Source organism: Variovorax sp. J22P240, from assembly GCF_030316855.1.
Lineage (GTDB): Bacteria > Pseudomonadota > Gammaproteobacteria > Burkholderiales > Burkholderiaceae_C > Variovorax.
Genome location: NZ_JASZYR010000001.1, coordinates 349,250 through 366,470 on the forward strand (window position 1 = coordinate 349,250; position 17,221 = coordinate 366,470).

Sequence of the window (17,221 nt, forward strand, 5' to 3'; positions counted from 1 at the left end):
GAGATCTCGCGAAATGTCCCAGTCCCAACGCATCGGCGTGTTGACGCCTTCCTCCAACACGGCACTGGAGCCGCTGACCAGCGCGATGGTCGCCGGCGTGCCGGGCGTCTCGGCGCACTTCTCGCGATTCCGGGTGACCGAGATCTCGATGGGCGACAAGTCGCAGAACCAGTTCGACGAGCGCATGATCCTCGACGCCGCGAAGCTCCTGGCCGACGCGAACGTCGACGTGATTTGCTGGAGCGGCACGTCCGCGAGCTGGCTCGGCTTCGAGCGCGACCGCGCGCTGTGCGCCCGCATTACCGAAGCGACCGGCATTCCCGCGACGACCTCGGTGCTGGCGCTCAACGAACTGCTTGCCGCGCAGGGCGCGCGCACGCTGGGGCTGGTGTCGCCCTATGTCGAGGACGTGCAGCGGCGCATCGTCGCCAACTACGCTGAACTCGACGTGGAATGCATCGCGGAACGCCATCTGGACCTGACGGTGAACTTCTCGTTCGCTGAAGTCGCGCCCGACACCTTGCGGACCATGATCCGCGAGGTCGCGCAGAAGAAGCCCGACGCCATCACCGTGATGTGCACCAACCTCCACGGTGCACCGCTGGTCGAGGAGATGGAACGCGAGCTCGGCATCCCGATCTACGACTCGGTGGCGACCGTGGTCTGGAAGGCGCTGAAGATCGCTGGCGTGGACCCGCGCGCGGTCAAGGGCTGGGGAGGGCTGTTCGCATGAGCGCAGGCACTTTCGATCTCGTCGTGCGCAATGCGCGCGTCGCCACCGCGAGCGACACCTTCGACGCGGACATCGGCATCACCGGTGGCCGGATTGTGCAACTGGGAATGGGCTTGCCAGCGGGCCGTCGCGAGATCGACGCCGCTGGCGCCTTCGTCACGCCCGGTGGCGTCGATGCCCACTGCCATCTCGACCAGCCCATGGAAGCACCCGTGCGCATGGCGGATGACTTCGACACCGGCACGCGTGCGGCAGCCTGCGGCGGCACGACCACGGTGATCCCGTTCGCCGCGCAACAGAAGGGCCAGTCGCTGCGCGCCGCGGTGCGCGACTACCACGAGCGCGCCGAGGGCCGCGCGCACGTCGACCACGCCTTCCACCTGATCGTCAGCGACCCCACCGAGGACGTGCTGACGAACGAACTGCCGCAGCTGATCGCCGAGGGCTATACGTCGTTCAAGATCTACATGACCTACGACGACCTCAAGCTCAACGACGGCCAGATCCTGGACGTGCTGGACGTCGCGCGCAGCCATGATGCGATGGCGATGATCCACGCCGAGAACGCCGATTGCATCGAATGGCTGACCCGGCGGCTGGAGGCCAGCGGACGCACTGCGCCGCGCTTCCATGCGCATTCGCGGCCGATGCTGGTCGAACGCGAGGCGACCCATCGCGCCATCGCGCTGTCGGAGCTGGTCGACGTGCCGATCATGATCGTGCACGTGTCGGGCAAGGAGGCGGTCGAGCAGATCCGCTGGGCGCGCTCGCACGGCCTGCACGTGTTCGCGGAGACCTGCCCGCAGTACCTGTTCCTGACGGCGGAGGACCTCGGCATCGACGACAGCTACGGCGGCGCCCGCTGCGTGTGCAGCCCGCCGCCGCGCAACAAGGACAACCAGCAGGTCATCTGGAATGGACTGGCCGACGGCCTGTTCACGATTTTCTCGTCCGACCATGCGCCGTTTCGCTACGACGCGCTGGAAGGCAAGAAACCGGGTGGCAAGGAGGTCGAGTTCCGCCACATCCCCAACGGGATTCCCGGCATCGAGACGCGCCTGCCGTTGCTGTTCTCGCATGGCGTGCTCGACGGGCGCATTACGATCAACCGCTTTGTCGAACTCACCTCGACGAACCCCGCCAAGGCCTACGGATTGCATCCGCGCAAGGGGACGATCGCCATCGGCGCGGACGCCGACCTGGTGGTCTGGGGCGCGACGCCGCGGCAGGTGCGAAATGCCGACCTGCACCACGCCGTGGACTACACGCCGTACGAGGGCATCGACGTGAAGGCATGGCCTGCATTGACGATCGCGCGCGGCGAAGTCGTGTGGGACGGCCAGACCTTCCATCCGCGCGCCGGCCGCGGAGAATTCCTGCGTCGCGGCAGACCCACGCTGCTGCCCGCAGCAAGACAGCGAGGCGCGCCATGAAGATCCTGCTGATCAATCCCAACACCTCCCAGAGCGTCTCCGACCTCATCGAGGCCGAGGCGCGGCGCGCTGCCGCGCCGGATACGCAACTGAGCGTGCTCACGGCGCCGTTCGGCGTGGCGTACATCGAGACGCGGTTCGAGTCGCTCATCGGTGCCTACGCCACGGCGACGCTCGCGGCCGAGCACTGCGACCAGCACGACGCCATCGTGGTGGCGGCCTTCGGCGATCCGGGCATCGATGGCCTGCGCGAAGTGCTGGACATCCCCGTCGTCGGGCTGACGGAGGCGGCGCTGATGAGCGCCTGCCTGCTCGGCAAGCGCTTCTCGATCGTGGCGATCTCGCACCGCATCACGGCGTGGTATCGCGAGTGCGTCGCGGCCAACGGCCTGAGTAAGCGGCTGGCTAGCATCCGCAACCTGGACAACCCGCTGAAGGACATCGGCCGTGTGCAGGAAGACCACACGGCTCGCCTGGAAGCGCTGTGCCTGTCGGCCATCCAGGACGACGGTGCGGACGTCATCATCATCGCCGGCGCCCCGCTGGCGGGCTTGGCGCGATCCATCCGGGACCGCATTCCCGTGCCCGTGGTCGATGGCGTGTCGAGCGCCGTGTGCCATGCACAGACGCTCGTCTCGCTGGGGACGTTGCCGGCGCGGCAGGGTAGTTTCGCGCCGCCACCGATCAAGCCGAACCACGGTCTGCCCGAAGGCATCGCACGGCTGCTCGCGCGGGACCGAATGCAGAGGTGAAGCGCCGTCGCTAAGATCGAAGCGCATGCCAAAGAAACTAAGTTCCCCCCCCATTGAAGCGAGCGGCACTGGCCGCGAGCAGAGCGTCGACGCCATTGCCGAGAAGATCTCCACGGCGATCCTCGAACACCGCCTGGCCCCGGGCACCAAGCTAGGCGAGGACCGTCTGGCCACGATCTTCGGCACCAGCCGTGCCAAGGTGCGCGAGGTGCTGGCCCGACTGGCGCACGAGCAAATCGTCGAACTGGTGCCGCAGCGCGGTGCGCACGTCGCCAAGCCGACCATCGAGCAGGCGCGCGATGTCTTCGAGGCGCGTCGACTCATCGAGCCCGGCGTGCTGCGCCGACTGGTCGGAACGATCGATGATTTCAAGATGCAGCGCCTGCGCCGGCACCTCGAACTCGAGGCCGATGCGCGTCAGCGCGGCGATGCGCGCGCCGTGGTGCGCCTCTCGGGCGAGTTCCACCTGCTGCTGGCCGAACTGGCCGGCAACTCGGCCCTCGCGCGCACCATGCGTGAGCTGTCGACGCTGACCTGCCTGATCATCTCGCTGTACGACGCCCCCACCGCCACCAGTTGCCGCGCCGACGAGCATGAGGAAATCGTCGATGCGATCAAGCGGGGTGACGCCAAGCGCGCCGAGACGCTCATGCTCCATCACCTGGATCACATCCAGGAAAGCCTCAAGCTCGATGCGGGAAGCGATGAGGCGGATCTCGAAAGCATCCTCGGGGAATGACCTAGTTCCTTTCGTCCGGCTGCCTCGCCGATAAGATGGCTGCCCATCGTGTGCGGGCCTCAAGACGAAAGGACTCTCCGAAGATGAATGCTGAAGACCCCGCTCGAAAGGGCCAGAGGCGTTTCGCCTCCGGGACCCATCGCTCTCATCGGGCCCGCAAGCGCAAGTCTCTGACGATTTTCTTCGTCACCGTAGTGATCGTCGCGGTGGTCATCGGGGCGGGCCTGCTTTATGAGTCGCCGCCCGAGCCGCTACCGGCGACCGCGGCCGCACCGGCCGGCAAGCCATCGGAGCGGACGGCCGCACTTGCGCCACTGAACCTGCCCGCCGACGATGCACCCCATGGATCTGCGATGGAATGGTGGTACTACAACGGCATCCTCGGCGCGAAGACGGGCGATCGCTACGCCTTTCACATGGTCGTCTTCGTGGCCAACGGGCTGATCAAGCACACCGTCGTTCATGCGGCGTTGACCGACCTTCAAACCGGCAAGCGCTACGCCAGCCAGACCCGCACCGCCGGCATTCCCGCGACGAGCGTCGTCAATGGCTACGACTTCCGGCACGAGAAATGGCAGGCCACGGCATCGCCCTCATCCCATGTGTTGCGCGCGGCCTTCGACGGCGCTTCCATCGCTTTCGACTTGGGCACCTCAGGCCGGGTCGTCGCGCATGCCGCGCCGGGCTCGGACACGCCGGGCATCCTGGACTTCGGCAAGAGCGGCATCAGCTACTACTACTCGCGCCCGCGTCTTCCGGCGCAAGGCAGCATCACCGTCGGAGGGAAGTCGCTGCAGGTGAGCGGTGACGTGTGGTTCGATCACCAATGGGGCGAGTTCGATGTGCTGACGCTGGGCTGGAACTGGTTCGCGCTTCACCTCGCGGACGGATCGGACCTGATGCTCTACCAGTTGTTCGACATGGACCGCCGGAATGTCATGACGGCGGGCACGCTCTCGAACGCCAAGGGCGCGGTGCCATTCAAGGCAGGCGAGGTCGAACTGGTCCCGGGCAGCACCTGGACGAGCCCGAAGACGGGCATCCCCTACGTCGTCGAGTGGAAGATCAAGCTTCCATCGGGCGACCTCAACGTCAAGCCGTTCGTGGCCGACAGCGAATTTGATTCCAGCGGCACGAGTGCGAACGTCTATTGGGAAGGGGCAGTGAAAGCGACCGGCAGCATCGAAGGGCAGGGCTTCCTGGAGTTGAGCGGCTACGACCGATTGAGCGCGAGGCAAGCGAAAGGCAAGTGATCCATTCCGTGCTGGAAGTCGCCATCGACTGAGTTTGTGAAAACAAAAGTTCCAATTTTCCTGTTTCCGGTGCGAAACTGTGGGGTATCGCAACACTCGGAAACCGAAGAATGGCCAGCGGTGCGCCTGCGACTGGGCACGCCTTCCTGCGAGGCGAGCGTCGCCTGACTGTCCCCGAATACGTCGGGCTGGTGGCTTCGTGCCAAGCAGCCTTCGATGCGGCGATGAGCGAGTTGCCGCCATCGAGCCAAGTCGACCTCTGGAACGCTTTTCATGCGGAGACATTTCTGCCGTCCAGTGGCAAGCGAATGCTGTGGGTGCTGCGACGGGGCGTGCTCGATGACCTGGCGCCCAGAGTCGAAAGCATCCTGTCCCAGGACTGGCAGCCCGAGCCGACGGAGATCGAGCAACTGGTCTTCCGCGCGGTCCTCGAGGCGCTCGCGACCGGCCGGGAGCGACCGAGCGAAATCGCGGAGTTCTGCAACGAGATCCATGCTTGGCCGTCGGTACTGGGCGTGGCCGAATACCTGACGGGTAACCTGGCCGCCGCGGTCCGCATGGCGACGCTCGATGTCACGAGCGATCGCCAGCCGCGGCAGGTGCGCTTGCCCAGCTGGGCGCTCGTTGGAACGTTGCTCGAAGCCCTTGGCGCCGCTCCGGAGCCGTCGGTCGCGGCCCTGCTGCCTTTCACTGCGGCACTGGCCACCGTGCTCGGACCCAAAAAAGGGCGGCTCACGATCGAACACTCGCGATGCCTGGCCCGGCTTTACTTCGAGACGGACGCGGGGCGGCGCGCATCTGTGCTGGAAGTTGCGTTGCGGGCCGGCCTGGAGGCCGATCCACAGCGCACGCCATCGGGCGACGACGATGACAAGGTTCGCAAGCTGTTGCGGGGGCTACAGGCGCTCCAGCTTCTCCAGATGACCGCAGCGGAGCAGAAGATTCGCTGGACTGTGCTCACCTTGCGCCATCTACCGCCTGGCCAGGCCGCGAATGAATTGATCTCCTCCTACTTCAAGTGACCACGAGCGTGGGGTTCCTTCAGATCCGCTTGCGCCGAGGCACCACGTTGAGTTGCAGCGTCGCCTTTGCGGGAGCGTCGCCGAGCAAGGCCTGCAGCGGCGCGATGTCGATAAGCTGGTCCGCGTGCCAAACCTTGATCGATGCGGCCCCTTCGGGAACGTCGAGCGTGACGAGGCCGTCGGCACCCGTCAGTGCGGCCCAGGGCGAGTCGCTCACATAGACATGTCCGCGCATCGAGTTGTGCAGATGGCAGCCGAGCAGCACGGCGCCGGGCTTGTCGAAGGTGGCATCGGCCGTCTTGCCTGGCTTGCCTTCGGGCTTGGCCCCGATCATCAATTCGAAACCGCCGGCCGGACCGGCATCGAATTGCGCGACGCCCGCGGCGGAGGCGCGCACATGGTGCTCCCACGGATCGTTGTTGACGAAGCGCGCCTTGGCACCGACGGAGACCAGGCTCACGGCCGGAACGAAGCGCATCTTTTCCTGGCTGATCGTCACTTCCCTGGGCAGCGGCTTGGCGGGCAGGGCCTTCGATGCGCTAACCACGACGACGACCGCATCGACGACGGGCTGACCGTCCTTGTCGAGCACGCTGACTTGCAGCGGCGTCGCCCCACAGAGTGCGCACAGCAGCGCGCCGGCGACCGCGACGATGGCGTTGCGCATGGTCGGCATGCGCAAAGGGGAGAGGGTGTGCATGCGCTCAGAGCTGGTTCGTCTTGATGACGTGCCAGACCTTGTTGTAGTTGTCGCCGTAGACGTCGCCGGGGTCCTGGTCTTCGGGCCAGGTGTAGAGCGGCTGGCCCTTGAAGGCCCACTGCTTGCGGCCGTCATCGCGGGCGATCACCGAGAGACTGCCGCTTGGCTTGGCGCCTTCGGCCGCCATGACCGGCGGCCACTTCACCGCGCAGTCGCCATTGCAGACCGAGCGGCCGCTGTTGGGGGCATCCTTGTCGAAGGTATAGAGCGTGAGACCCTTGTCGTTGACCAGAATGCCGTTGGCGACTTTCACGGTCGAGACGTCCTTGGACGCGACGGGCGCGGCAGGCGGCCTGGTCGCGCAGCCGGCAATCAGGGTCAGGGTGAGGGCGAGACTGGCAACGGCAATGCGCAAGATGGGCTCCTTTGGATTCGTTGAATAGGGGAGATCGCCCCGCATTAAACATTTCGATACAGTTTTTCCCTTGTGCAATTTGTCACGCCCCGAATGCTTTCGTTTGCGCGGATCGAAGGAAGCGTCGTGGTATAGCTCGGCATACGATCGGCGGTGACACTCTGTGCGACTCGTGCCGAACAATCTTGAACAGCGAGCGACATGACAGCTTCTTTGCCAGGCTGCGCGCAAGGATGGGCATTGCTGATGGGCATGACGCTGGCCCTCGGCGCCTGCACCACTTATGGGGTGGTCGAGAATGTGCCGTTGCCTGCGGGCGGCCACGCTGGCCCTGCCTATTCGTTGGGCGAATTCGTCGAGAAGCACCATCGACGTTCCGACGAGTTGATTCTGGCCGTTGCGTTCTCGGGTGGCGGCACGCGAGCCGCAGCCCTGTCCTACGGTGTCATGCAGGAGCTGCGTGATACCCGTGTGCAGATGAACGGCAAGGAGCAAAGCCTGCTCGATACGGTCACCGTCATCAGTTCTGTTTCCGGGGGAAGTTTCACATCGGCCTACTACGGCCTCTACGGCGATCGCATCTTCGTCGACTACGAGGAGCGATTCCTCCGCAGCGACGTTGAAGGTGCACTGCTGCGCGGGCTGTTGAATCCCGTGCGCTGGTTCAGCAGCCACGGCCGCACCGAAATGGCGGTTTCGTACTACCGGCAATCGCTTTTCGGCGATGCGACTTTCGCCGACCTGGTCAAGCGCGATGCACCGTTGATCCTCATCAACAGCTCCGACCTGAGTTCGGGCGGGCGCTTTTCGTTCGTCCAGGAATACTTCAGCCTGATGTGCTCGGACCTCGGCAGCTTCCCGCTGGCGCGCGCCGTCACTGCCTCGAGCGCCGTGCCGGTGCTGTTCGGGCCGGTCGTGCTGCAGAACTATGCTGGCTGCGCTCGCGGCATGCCCCCCTGGCTCGCGGCTGCGAAGCAACGCGACAGTGACAACGACTACTTGAGCATGGTCGTGCAGGATGACCTCTCGTACGAGAACAAGGTCAAACACAAATACGCCCAACTGGTCGATGGCGGGATCACCGACAACCTGGGTCTTCGCGCACTGATGGACGCCGTCGATTTGACCGGTGGTGCGCAGAAGTACGTCAGGACTCTCGGCATCGCGACACCGCGCCGCATCGCCATCATCTCGGTCAATGCGGCGGCCGATGCGTCCGGGGGCATCGGAGAGAGCAGTCGGGAGCCGACTTTCGAGCAGACGATGAATGCCGTCACCAATGTCCAATTGCATCGCTACAACGTGGCAACGCTTCAGCAGACGCAGCAAAGCCTCGACCGCTGGACCCGCGAGCTCTCGACGCCCGAACTGCCCGTGAGCTCGTACTTCATTCGACTGAGCTTCGAAGACGTGCGCGATCTGCCGCTGCGCCGCTTCCTGAACGAGATCCCGACCAGCTTCGCGCTGGACAAGGAGCAAGTGGCGAGGCTGATTGCCACCGGCCGCGAGTTGCTGCGCAACAGTCCGGACTATCAGCGCCTGCTGGCCGGCCTGCATGCACGGCCAGACACGGTCGTGCCGAAAGCCATCGCGCCCTGACCCCGCCCTTGCTACCCGGACGAACGCAGTCTTCGTTCGGCCCGCTCGCGCAGCAGGTCGTAGATCGGCGGGATGCCGAGCAGGTTCATCACCACCATGGCGCCAAAGCAGGCGGCCAGCATCGGCAGCAGCAGATTGACGCTGCCCGTCATCTCGACGGCCAGGCAGATGCCCGTCAGCGGCGCACGGACGACCGCGGTGAAAAATGCCGCGAGGCCGACCACGGCGTAGGCGGTCGGCGACGCACCGGCCGGAAACCACTCCCCATACAGGCGACCGAACACGAGGCCGATTTGTGCGCCGAGAACCAGCATCGGCGCGAACAAGCCGCCGGGCGTGCCCGCCGCATAGGAGATGGGACCGAGCGCGAAGCGGATGACGAAGATCAGGGCGATCGTGGACAGGGAGCCGGCATTGAGCAGCGTCTGCTGCGTGAGCGCGTCACCGCCCCCGACCCATTGGGGTGCCAGCCAGGCCAGGAGGCCGACCCCGCCACCGATCAGCGCCGCCCGCGCCGTGACTGGAAGTCCGCCGGCCCGGTCGGCCACTGCCAGCGCGCCCATGACCGCGCGCGTGTAGGCGGCGGCCGCGAGCGCGGCAACGACACCGAGGGTCACATGGACCGGCACCGTCGCGAAACCCGGAAACGGTTGCGCCGGCACGGCGAAATCCGGCTCCACACCCACGAACACGCGCGACACTGCGATGGCGCTCGCCGAGGCGCCCAACGCGGCGGCCGCCGTGCGCGTATCGAAACGCCGCAGCAATTCCTCCAGGACGAACACCGCGCCGGCGATCGGAGCATTGAAGGCCGTAGCGAGTCCGGCGCCCGCGCCGGCGGCGAACAGCACCCGGGCGTCGACTTGACCGCGGCGGAACAGCCGGCCGATCACGTCGGCGATCGAGTGACCCATCTGCACGCTAGGTCCTTCACGCCCGAGGGCCAGGCCGGATCCGATGGCAAGCACGCCTCCGACGAACTTGACGATGGCAGTGCGCACGGGCCTGCCCGGTTCGCCGCCGCTGATCGCCGCCTCGACCTCGGGTATGCCGCTGCCTGCCGCGGCCGGGGAAATCCGGCTCACCAGGGCTGCCGCAACGGCAGTGGCTCCAGCGGCGCCGGCGACAACAAGCAGTAGGCCCAAGAGCCCCTCCTGGTGCGCTCGCGCAATGAACTCATCTCGCAGGGCATCGGCCTGTTGAAGCAGGAGCCGGAATACGGCGCAGACGAGCCCGGTGACGCATCCCACGAGCAGCGACAGCAGCGCGAGAACCAGCGTACCGGCTCTGCTCTCGTCCTGATCGGGGCTTGGCGCCACCTGGTTGTCACCCGAGCGGACCGCCGCCGGCAGAGGCGTCGTCGATGATGACCGGGCCGGACATGGAATGCGCGAACGTGGACTCGCAACGCAGGGCCTTGTAGATGGCATCCAGCAATTGCTGCTGCGGGTAGGGCTTCTGCAGGAAGTCCACGGCGCCGTCCCGGATGGCCTGGACCGCCGTCGAAATGTCGACGCTACCGCTGACGAACACGATCGGCATCTGGACGCCCATTTCCTGCAGTCGTTTCTGCAGCGCGAGCCCGTTCATCCACGGCATGCGCAAGTCCAGCACCAGGCAGCCACGCCAAGCGGGGTCGAAGGCGGCCAGGAACTCGAACGCCGAACCGAAGACTGCGGCCGCGAGTCCGACCGCAACGACCAACTCGCGAATCGAGTCGCGACAGGCGTCGTCGTCGTCAATGATGAATACGGTGGGTTCGCTCACGGACTGCCTTCGGAAGGGCGCGCCGAGCAGGGCCTGATCCTTCGATGCCCAACACTTTTGCCCTTGCGCTGGAAGTCCTGCACCGTAACCGCAGATGGTGTTTTTCGATATTGGCCATTGGTACGATGGCACGACATTTGTGCCGTCGCCGCAACACAATATGTTCTGCAACCGATTTCGCGGCCATCGCCCCGAATCTGCAACCCTTCGGACATGTCGTGACTGCTCTCACACTGCACTACCACCCGCTCTCGTCCTACTGCCACAAAGTGTTGATCGCGGTCGACGTGTTGGGCATTGCCATCGACAAGCGACTGCTCGATCTGGCCGACCCCGCAGAGCGAGCGGCCTACCTGGCGTTGATTCCCACGGGCAAGATGCCGCTGCTGGTGGACCAGGGCCGCCCCGTCCCCGAGACGAGCATCATCATCGAATACCTGCAGCGCCACCATGCAAGCTCTGGCCGCACCCTCATCCCGCACGACCCGGACGCCGCGCTCGATGTGCGCTTATGGGACCGGATCTTCGACCTGTACGTGATGACGCCGATGCAGGAGTGCACCGCCGATCTTCTGCGGCCGGAAGGAGATCGCGACGGCGCGAAGAGGGCGCGAGAAGGTCTTTCGTCGGCTTATGCGTTCATCGACCGCCACCTCGAAGGGCGAACCTGGGTGAGCGGCGATGCGTTCAGCCTGGCCGACTGCGCTGCAGCGCCGGCCTTGTTCTATGCCGTGACCTACGTCCCGCTGCGGCCGCAGCACGTGCGCCTGGCGGCTTACTTCGAGCGCCTCATGGAACATCCATCGGTGGCGCTCACCATCGATCAGGCGCGTCCCTACTTCAAGTTCTACCCTGGGCGTGAAGGTCTGTCCCGGCGCTTCTTCGACCCGATGGATCGTTGAAGCGCCGCGAAGTCAGCGCCGCGTTGGATACACGCAGCCACCGCGCGGGCAGTGAGGCTTGCAGCAATAACGAAGAGCCCTTCGGAGATTGATGATCTTCCGAAGGGCCCTCGCAGCCTTGGAGTACCTGAGTGGAGTTGCCGAGGCCGTGAAAGCAATATGGTCCGGGCGATGGAATCCAGGACTCAGCGGGACGCTGAAGGCGCAGACAGACAAGTCCTACCGGCACGGGGGGACCTTCTGAAGGGTGCGACGGTAAAACCGCTGAGTCAGCCCGTCGGGCCTCCGCGGAATCCGGGACTGCTCTTGCGCCGGCTACGCACGGCATTCGCCAAGTCGTCCAGGACCGGGACTGTCTGCGTAAAGCTGATGCAGGCATCTGTGATCGAGACGCCGTGCTTGGGCGGCACGCCGGGAATCAGGTCCTGTCGGCCTTCCTCAAGATGACTTTCGATCATCACTCCGGTGATGCGCGAGTCGCCCGCGGAGATCTGCTCCGCCACGTGGTGCGCCACGGCGATCTGCCGCTGGTGCTGCTTGCTGCTGTTGCCGTGCGAGACGTCGATCATGACCTGCTCCGCCAAGCCATTGGCGCGCAGAGCCGCACAACTCGCGGCCACGTCGATGGCCGAATAGTTCGGCGCCTTTCCGCCGCGGAGGATTACGTGGCAGTCGTCGTTGCCGCGGGTCTCGAAGATTGCGGCCATCCCCATCTTGGTCATGCCCATGAATGCGTGCGGAGCCCTCGCCGCAAGGATGGCATCGGCGGCCACCTTAATGCTCCCGTCGGTCCCGTTCTTGAAGCCCACCGGACAGCTGAGCCCCGAGGCGAGCTGGCGATGGCTTTGGCTCTCAGTGGTTCGGGCCCCGATGGCGCCCCAGGCAATCAAATCGGCGATGAACTGAGGACTGAGCAGGTCGAGAAACTCGGTGCCCGTCGGCAGCCCCAGCAGCGTCAACTCCAGAAGCAGGCGCCGAGCACGTTCGAGGCCTTCGTTGATCGCGAAGCTGCCGTCGAGGTGCGGATCGTTGATGTAGCCCTTCCAGCCGACCGTCGTGCGCGGCTTCTCGAAATAGGTGCGCATGACGATCAGGAGGTCGTTTTCGAGATCGTCGGCCACCTTCTTCAGCCGGTGGGCATATTCGATGGCCTGGTCGTGGTCGTGGATCGAGCAAGGTCCGACCACGACGATCAGCCGGTCATCGCGTCCGTGCAGGATATCGGCAATCGCCGCGCGGCTCTGCTCCACCAGCGCGAGCGTGTTGTCCAGAACCGGGACCCTTTCCTGCAGGAGCGCCGGCGTCATCAGTGGCCGAACCGCGCCGATGCGAACGTCGTCAATGCGAGTGGTATCGATCGTGCTGTCGCGGGAACCGATCTCGGCATCGTGGAGGGGGTCGTCGAGCTTCGGCATGTTGTGCGCATCGGTTGAGGAAGCGGCCATTGTCCATCAGCGACAGCTCGCAACGGAGCAGCACAACTCGGACGGCTTCGTGGACGTTCCTCATGCTTCGGACTCCACGCCATAGGTCTGGATCGGTTCCGCCTTGCCCTTGACCATCGCCGGGGGCATCGGCCGGAGGCGAAACTGATCCTGGACCGTGCGGCGAATGTCCTCAGTGATCAGCAGATCGACTTCGTACTTGCTGGTCAGCCCTTCGACCCGGGCAGCAACGTTGATCGGATCGCCCGTCACGCTGAACTTCGACAAGCCTGCGGTGCCGATCACGCCTGCCACCACCTCTCCGCCGTGAATGCCGATGCCGAAGCGCAGTTCAGGCAGGCCCTTCTCACGCAAAGTGGCGTTGTAGCGCGCCAGTGCCGCGCGCATTTCCAGAGCGGCCAGCACGGCGTCTCGCGCCTGCCAGGGGTTGGATTCCATGGCGCCGAACAGGGCCAGCAAGCCGTCGCCCACGAACTCGGTGACATGACCGTGATGATGGGTAATGGCAACGGTCATGTGGCGGAAGTAGTCGTTCAGGATGCTCACGGTGACGGCGGGGTCGAGCCGATCGCACAAGGCCGTGAAGCCGCGCAGGTCGGCAAACAACATCGTCACCTGGCGTCGCTCGGGCGCGAAGGCGTCATCGGCGCGGGTGAGCCGCTCGACCACGTCAGCCGGCACGAAACGCTCGAACTGACGTTGCAGTTGCTCCAGCTTTTCATCGGAGGCCAGCAGCAGCTTCTCGAGCTGATCGTTCTGGCGACGGCCGCGCAGGACGAGTACTGCCAGGCTCGAAAGGACGACGGCCCCGACCGCGGCCAGGACCCATGCCAGCGCCATCATTCCAGCAACATGGCCAGCCGGACGGTCCCATTCGCCAGCGATGCCACCCCAATGGCTTCCAGCAGCGCGTCGGCGTCCAGCACGGTGCCGAGGGCGCGCGTCTTTTGCTGGATCGACGAAGGTTCGTAGTACACCGTGTCGCGCGCCCAGGCCAGGAGGCCGGCTTCGCGTTGTGCCAGGCGGGGGCAACGAAGCGTTGCCAAGGCGCTTTCGATTTCCGTCTGACTCAGGCCCTCTTCGAAAAGCAACTGGGTCGCCGCGGCTTCGCAATGCGGGCAGCCGAGCGTGCGCGCGACCACGGCGAACATCAGCACTTTGGCGCTGCGGCTCAGCACCCCCGTCTCGAACGCGCCGTCGAGCGCCGCCTTCATGACTCGGCCTGCATGGAGACCCGCGAGCGGCGCCACCACGACGCCAAACGGGCCCGCGGCCAATGCAGTCTGATCCATCGCCGCTTCCGCCGGCCTGCTCGGCGCGAACTTCTTCATCAACGGCATGGCGAGCGCGAGCAGCCAACGGAACGGTCCGCTGGCCATGCGTTCGAACTTCTGTTCCGACGGACACGCCAACAGGGTGCTGACGCGGTTGTAGAAGCACCCGAGCGAGATCGCAAACGCGATCTCGCCGATTTGCGCCGGCGTGTAGCCGAGCTTGAGCAGGGCAGCACGCTCTGCCGCGGCCGGGCGGGGCCTTGATCGGGCCAGACTGCGGCAGAAGGCGATGTACGCGCGCTCCTTGTCGTCCAGCTCGGCCGTCTGCACGTCGCGTTCGACTTGCTGGATGAATGACTCGGAATAGCCCAGCACCTTCATGTAAGCGCGGTTCGCGCCATAGCAGTAGCGGCAGGAATTCTCCTGTGCCGTCACCATGTTCCCCATGCGGTGCAGCCGCTCCGTCAGAGCGCCCGGCACATAGCTCGTCGCCTCGTAGGCTGCCTCGCGCAACCACCGGCTGGGTGCGACTCGGCGGTCAACCTCCAGGACCTGGGCGCCGCGGCGCTTGAGTTCGGCTTCCCACTCCACGTCGTGCGCAGCCGGCAGGACCGGGTCGCCCCATTGGATTTCGCTCAGCAACACAGCCATCGGCCACTCCACCGGAATTGGACGGATTCTGCCGCAACGCCGAGCAGCTGGCCGCATGCTGCCTTTGGCCTTCACCACGGCCCAGGGTCCTCATGGGCGCCACTTCGGCACGAGTGCTTCGTCGAGCGCCCAGTGCGGCCGGCCAGGCTCGATCCGCACGCCACCGATCCAGCGAGTGGTGCTGGCGTGATCGACCCAGTAGGCGGCGCCGTCCAGGACAAGCTTGCCCAAGCCAGTCAGTTCGAGCGGCCGGCGAGGCCAATCCAGCTGGGTGTCGAATTCTCGAATCAAAGGATTCCCCACATCGATCAGGGCGCGCGCCAACGCGTAGAACATCGAGTCACCCAGGAACGGAAGAGGTTCTCGAACACTCATCAGTTCACTGAAGACCCGGCCCAAAGTGGGCCGATCGAGCTCACGGATGATCTCCAACACAAGTCGTTCGGTCAGGGACAGTCCGTCGCGCAGAGATGGGAGCTCCTGCAGTTGGCGACGCAGCGCTGGTGCCAGGAACGGCAGCCCCAAGGACTCACTGAAGGCCAATTCGGCCCAGGCTTGCGGCGAAGAGGCGCGATACGCCTTCCACGCCGTGCGTGCGAGTTCGAGGGTGCTTGCTTCCAGGCGGCGTCGTTGGGGCCATAGCCACGCGAGAACCTCTGGCGCCAACTGCCCGATTCCGATGAACCTTTCGACGCCTGGGACGTGGCTGATCTCTATCAGCTCCAGCAATTCCGGTGGCGTGGTCATCCCCGCCAGGACGGCAATGAGAAACAACTGGTCGTACGCATCCGCATCGCACCAAAGTACGGCATGCGGGGCCTGCGAAATCCGGGCGAGGTCTCGGTACTCGCCCCGCATGCGCTGCCGCGCGTCGTCGATCGGCATGTCGAAGGCACTGCTGATGAAATCGCAGCGAAGCTCGAGGAATTCGAGATCGGGTACGTCCGGTGCGGGTCCCATGCACAGGGGATCCGCAAACATGTGGAATTCGCCTTGGAAGCCGGCCACGCGCAAGCTGTGAGCAATGTCGTTGCCGCAGCGCCAATGCTGAGTGCTGGCTTCGCGGTCTGCAGCAAACTGCGGATGTCGAGCGGCGAAATCAACAGCGTCGGTATGCGCTTTGAGCTTGGGCCAACTCGGGAACCCGAGCTCGCGAGCGATGAGCCACTGCGCGTCCGCCAATCGGGGAGGGGCGGAGTAGAGCGCATGTCGCTCGAGCAGGGCTTGCTGGGACACCGCCGTACCGTCTCTCAGCCGAGTGAGGAGCTCCTTGGCTCGCTTGCGTTGGTGCTCGAGGTTGATATGGCCGTTGTAGGCCGAGGCGCGATAGTCGTTGGGCATACGATCTCCAAGATCGGCCGTGTCCGCTGGCTGGCCGGGAGTCGCATGTGAATGCGCTGTGATCTGAAGCCTGGGCGCAGCCCTTTCCGCGGACGGGAGGCGTGGAGAGACGCCCGGCGGAATTCTAGTTTCCAGCGCAACGCTGAAAAGTGACCGAAGGGCCCCCGCCAGCGAAATTGCGCACTTTGACTCGAAAAATGTGGCCGAAATTCGCCCGATTCACCCACAACGGGCTGGCACTCGCCTATTCTGCGGGCCATTCCAACTACTCGAGACATCCGTGATGAATGACTGCGCCGATCAGCATCCGAGCCTCGTCCCGTGGGCTGCGGCCTTCCTGCTGGCCGCAGCCGCCCCAGCCCATGCGCTGGTCATCGGCGTGACCGAGGGCGTGACCTATCAGGCCAGTGACAGCCAGATCGAGGCCAAGTTCGAGCCTATCGCCGAGGCGCTGGGCAAGGCGCTGAAGCAGCCGGTGACGATCAAGGTCCTGAGCTCGTACCGCAACGCGCGCGAGGCGTTGAAGGAGAACCAGGTCGACCTGGCCTTCGTGCATCCGGCCCACGTGGCGTTCGAGGCGACCAAGGCGGGCCACTTCAAGACGCTCGCCTGGACCGCGGGCTTCACGGATTACAAGGTGTCCTTCCTGTGCAAGGACCTGAAAGCCATCTCCAATTGGAAGGAGATCGCCGGCAAGAGCCTGGTCATGCCCGATCCGGACTCCATCACCTCCGTGATCACGCGTGCGATGCTGCGTGAGCAGGGCCTGCAGGAGGGCGCGGTCAAGACCACCAACACGCGCTACCAGGATGCGGTGCCGTTCTATGTGCAGAACGGTTTCGCCGTCTACGGCGCCACCGCGTCAGCCGGTGTGATCAAGGCCTGGAAGTCCACTGGCGGGAAGACCTGCGCCGAATCGCGCGCCGTTCCCATCAAGCAGTGGCTCGCCTCGAGCAAGCTCGACGCGAGCACAGTCGCCACGGTGCGCGACACCTTGCTGGGGCTCGGACAGTCCGATGCCGGCAAGCGTGCGCTCGCCACCTCGACGTACACCGGATTCATCGCGCCCTCGGTGGAAGTCGAGAAGTCGTTGATGACCTGGCTGGGGATCTGACCCGAATCCGCACGACGAGCGCCACGAGGATCGCCTGCACCGCGCAGGCCCGTTTACCTTGTTTTGAAAATCCAGGCTGGC

17 protein-coding genes are annotated in these 17,221 nt (G+C 65.1%); 9 read left to right on the top strand and 8 right to left on the bottom strand.

Translation table 11 applies throughout. The features are described 5' to 3' along the window. The first annotated feature begins 13 nt into the window (after positions 1 to 13). The 6 genes from QTI24_RS01795 (at position 14) to QTI24_RS01820 (ending at position 5,932) form a co-directional block, all read left to right on the top strand. Positions 14 to 733 (top strand): maleate cis-trans isomerase family protein, encoded by a 720-nt coding sequence (locus tag QTI24_RS01795; RefSeq protein ID WP_286597931.1) that lies wholly within the window; start codon positions 14 to 16, stop codon positions 731 to 733. Beyond that, on the top strand, positions 730 to 2,166 hold the full coding sequence (gene hydA, locus QTI24_RS01800; protein WP_286597933.1) for a dihydropyrimidinase: 1,437 nt from the start codon (positions 730 to 732) through the stop codon (positions 2,164 to 2,166). Before QTI24_RS01795 ends, hydA begins: the two co-directional genes overlap by 4 nt. Continuing rightward, entirely contained in the window at positions 2,163 to 2,918 is a 756-nt protein-coding gene (locus QTI24_RS01805; RefSeq protein WP_286597934.1) for an aspartate/glutamate racemase family protein, read from the top strand. Before hydA ends, QTI24_RS01805 begins: the two co-directional genes overlap by 4 nt. A 25-nt stretch (positions 2,919 to 2,943) precedes the next feature. Further along, positions 2,944 to 3,657: a GntR family transcriptional regulator gene (locus QTI24_RS01810; protein WP_286597936.1), complete on the top strand. Its 714-nt coding sequence runs from the start codon at positions 2,944 to 2,946 to the stop codon at positions 3,655 to 3,657. Positions 3,658 to 3,740: 83 nt separating this feature from the next. Continuing rightward, the gene (locus QTI24_RS01815; protein WP_286597937.1) at positions 3,741 to 4,910 is read left to right on the top strand and encodes a lipocalin-like domain-containing protein; all 1,170 of its coding nucleotides are present in this window, start codon (positions 3,741 to 3,743) and stop codon (positions 4,908 to 4,910) included. A gap of 110 nt (positions 4,911 to 5,020) precedes the next feature. After that, positions 5,021 to 5,932 carry a hypothetical protein gene (locus QTI24_RS01820; protein ID WP_286597939.1) on the top strand — a complete coding sequence of 304 codons (912 nt, stop codon included), beginning with the start codon at positions 5,021 to 5,023 and terminating at the stop codon, positions 5,930 to 5,932. Positions 5,933 to 5,951: 19 nt separating this feature from the next. Here QTI24_RS01820 and QTI24_RS01825 read toward each other — a convergent pair whose 3' ends face one another. Together QTI24_RS01825 and QTI24_RS01830 are read right to left on the bottom strand one after the other, a co-directional pair. Further along, on the bottom strand, positions 5,952 to 6,632 hold the full coding sequence (locus QTI24_RS01825) for a cupredoxin domain-containing protein (protein ID WP_286597941.1): 681 nt from the start codon (positions 6,630 to 6,632) through the stop codon (positions 5,952 to 5,954). A gap of 4 nt (positions 6,633 to 6,636) precedes the next feature. Continuing rightward, positions 6,637 to 7,047 (bottom strand): COG4315 family predicted lipoprotein, encoded by a 411-nt coding sequence (locus QTI24_RS01830; RefSeq protein ID WP_286597943.1) that lies wholly within the window; start codon positions 7,045 to 7,047, stop codon positions 6,637 to 6,639. A gap of 201 nt (positions 7,048 to 7,248) precedes the next feature. Between QTI24_RS01830 and QTI24_RS01835 the strand changes: the two genes are divergently transcribed. Further along, positions 7,249 to 8,646, top strand: coding sequence for a patatin-like phospholipase family protein (locus QTI24_RS01835; RefSeq protein WP_286597944.1), 1,398 nt, complete (start codon positions 7,249 to 7,251; stop codon positions 8,644 to 8,646). 11 nt (positions 8,647 to 8,657) lie between these two features. On the opposite strand, the gene QTI24_RS01840 is transcribed toward QTI24_RS01835, so the two are convergent. Continuing rightward, positions 8,658 to 9,965: a ClC family H(+)/Cl(-) exchange transporter gene (locus QTI24_RS01840; protein WP_286597945.1), complete on the bottom strand. Its 1,308-nt coding sequence runs from the start codon at positions 9,963 to 9,965 to the stop codon at positions 8,658 to 8,660. A 7-nt stretch (positions 9,966 to 9,972) separates the two neighbouring features. Then, positions 9,973 to 10,413 (bottom strand): response regulator transcription factor, encoded by a 441-nt coding sequence (locus QTI24_RS01845; RefSeq protein ID WP_286597946.1) that lies wholly within the window; start codon positions 10,411 to 10,413, stop codon positions 9,973 to 9,975. 218 nt (positions 10,414 to 10,631) lie between these two features. Between QTI24_RS01845 and QTI24_RS01850 the strand changes: the two genes are divergently transcribed. Beyond that, on the top strand, positions 10,632 to 11,315 hold the full coding sequence (locus tag QTI24_RS01850; RefSeq protein WP_286597948.1) for a glutathione S-transferase family protein: 684 nt from the start codon (positions 10,632 to 10,634) through the stop codon (positions 11,313 to 11,315). Positions 11,316 to 11,584: 269 nt separating this feature from the next. Here QTI24_RS01850 and QTI24_RS01855 read toward each other — a convergent pair whose 3' ends face one another. The 4 genes from QTI24_RS01855 to QTI24_RS01870 all read right to left on the bottom strand — a co-directional run bounded on the left by QTI24_RS01855 (position 11,585) and on the right by QTI24_RS01870 (position 16,026). Then, on the bottom strand, positions 11,585 to 12,730 hold the full coding sequence (locus QTI24_RS01855; protein ID WP_286599241.1) for a 3-deoxy-7-phosphoheptulonate synthase: 1,146 nt from the start codon (positions 12,728 to 12,730) through the stop codon (positions 11,585 to 11,587). A 90-nt stretch (positions 12,731 to 12,820) separates the two neighbouring features. Beyond that, positions 12,821 to 13,603 carry an adenylate/guanylate cyclase domain-containing protein gene (locus QTI24_RS01860; RefSeq protein ID WP_286597949.1) on the bottom strand — a complete coding sequence of 261 codons (783 nt, stop codon included), beginning with the start codon at positions 13,601 to 13,603 and terminating at the stop codon, positions 12,821 to 12,823. Beyond that, a complete protein-coding gene (locus tag QTI24_RS01865; RefSeq protein ID WP_286597951.1) occupies positions 13,600 to 14,685 on the bottom strand; it encodes a carboxymuconolactone decarboxylase family protein in 1,086 nt (361 codons plus the stop codon). Before QTI24_RS01865 ends, QTI24_RS01860 begins: the two co-directional genes overlap by 4 nt. A 90-nt stretch (positions 14,686 to 14,775) precedes the next feature. Then, on the bottom strand, positions 14,776 to 16,026 hold the full coding sequence (locus QTI24_RS01870) for a DUF1835 domain-containing protein (protein WP_286597952.1): 1,251 nt from the start codon (positions 16,024 to 16,026) through the stop codon (positions 14,776 to 14,778). Between the two features lie 283 nt (positions 16,027 to 16,309). Between QTI24_RS01870 and QTI24_RS01875 the strand changes: the two genes are divergently transcribed. Beyond that, positions 16,310 to 17,140: a phosphate/phosphite/phosphonate ABC transporter substrate-binding protein gene (locus tag QTI24_RS01875; protein WP_286597953.1), complete on the top strand. Its 831-nt coding sequence runs from the start codon at positions 16,310 to 16,312 to the stop codon at positions 17,138 to 17,140. The last annotated feature ends 81 nt before the right edge of the window (positions 17,141 to 17,221 follow it).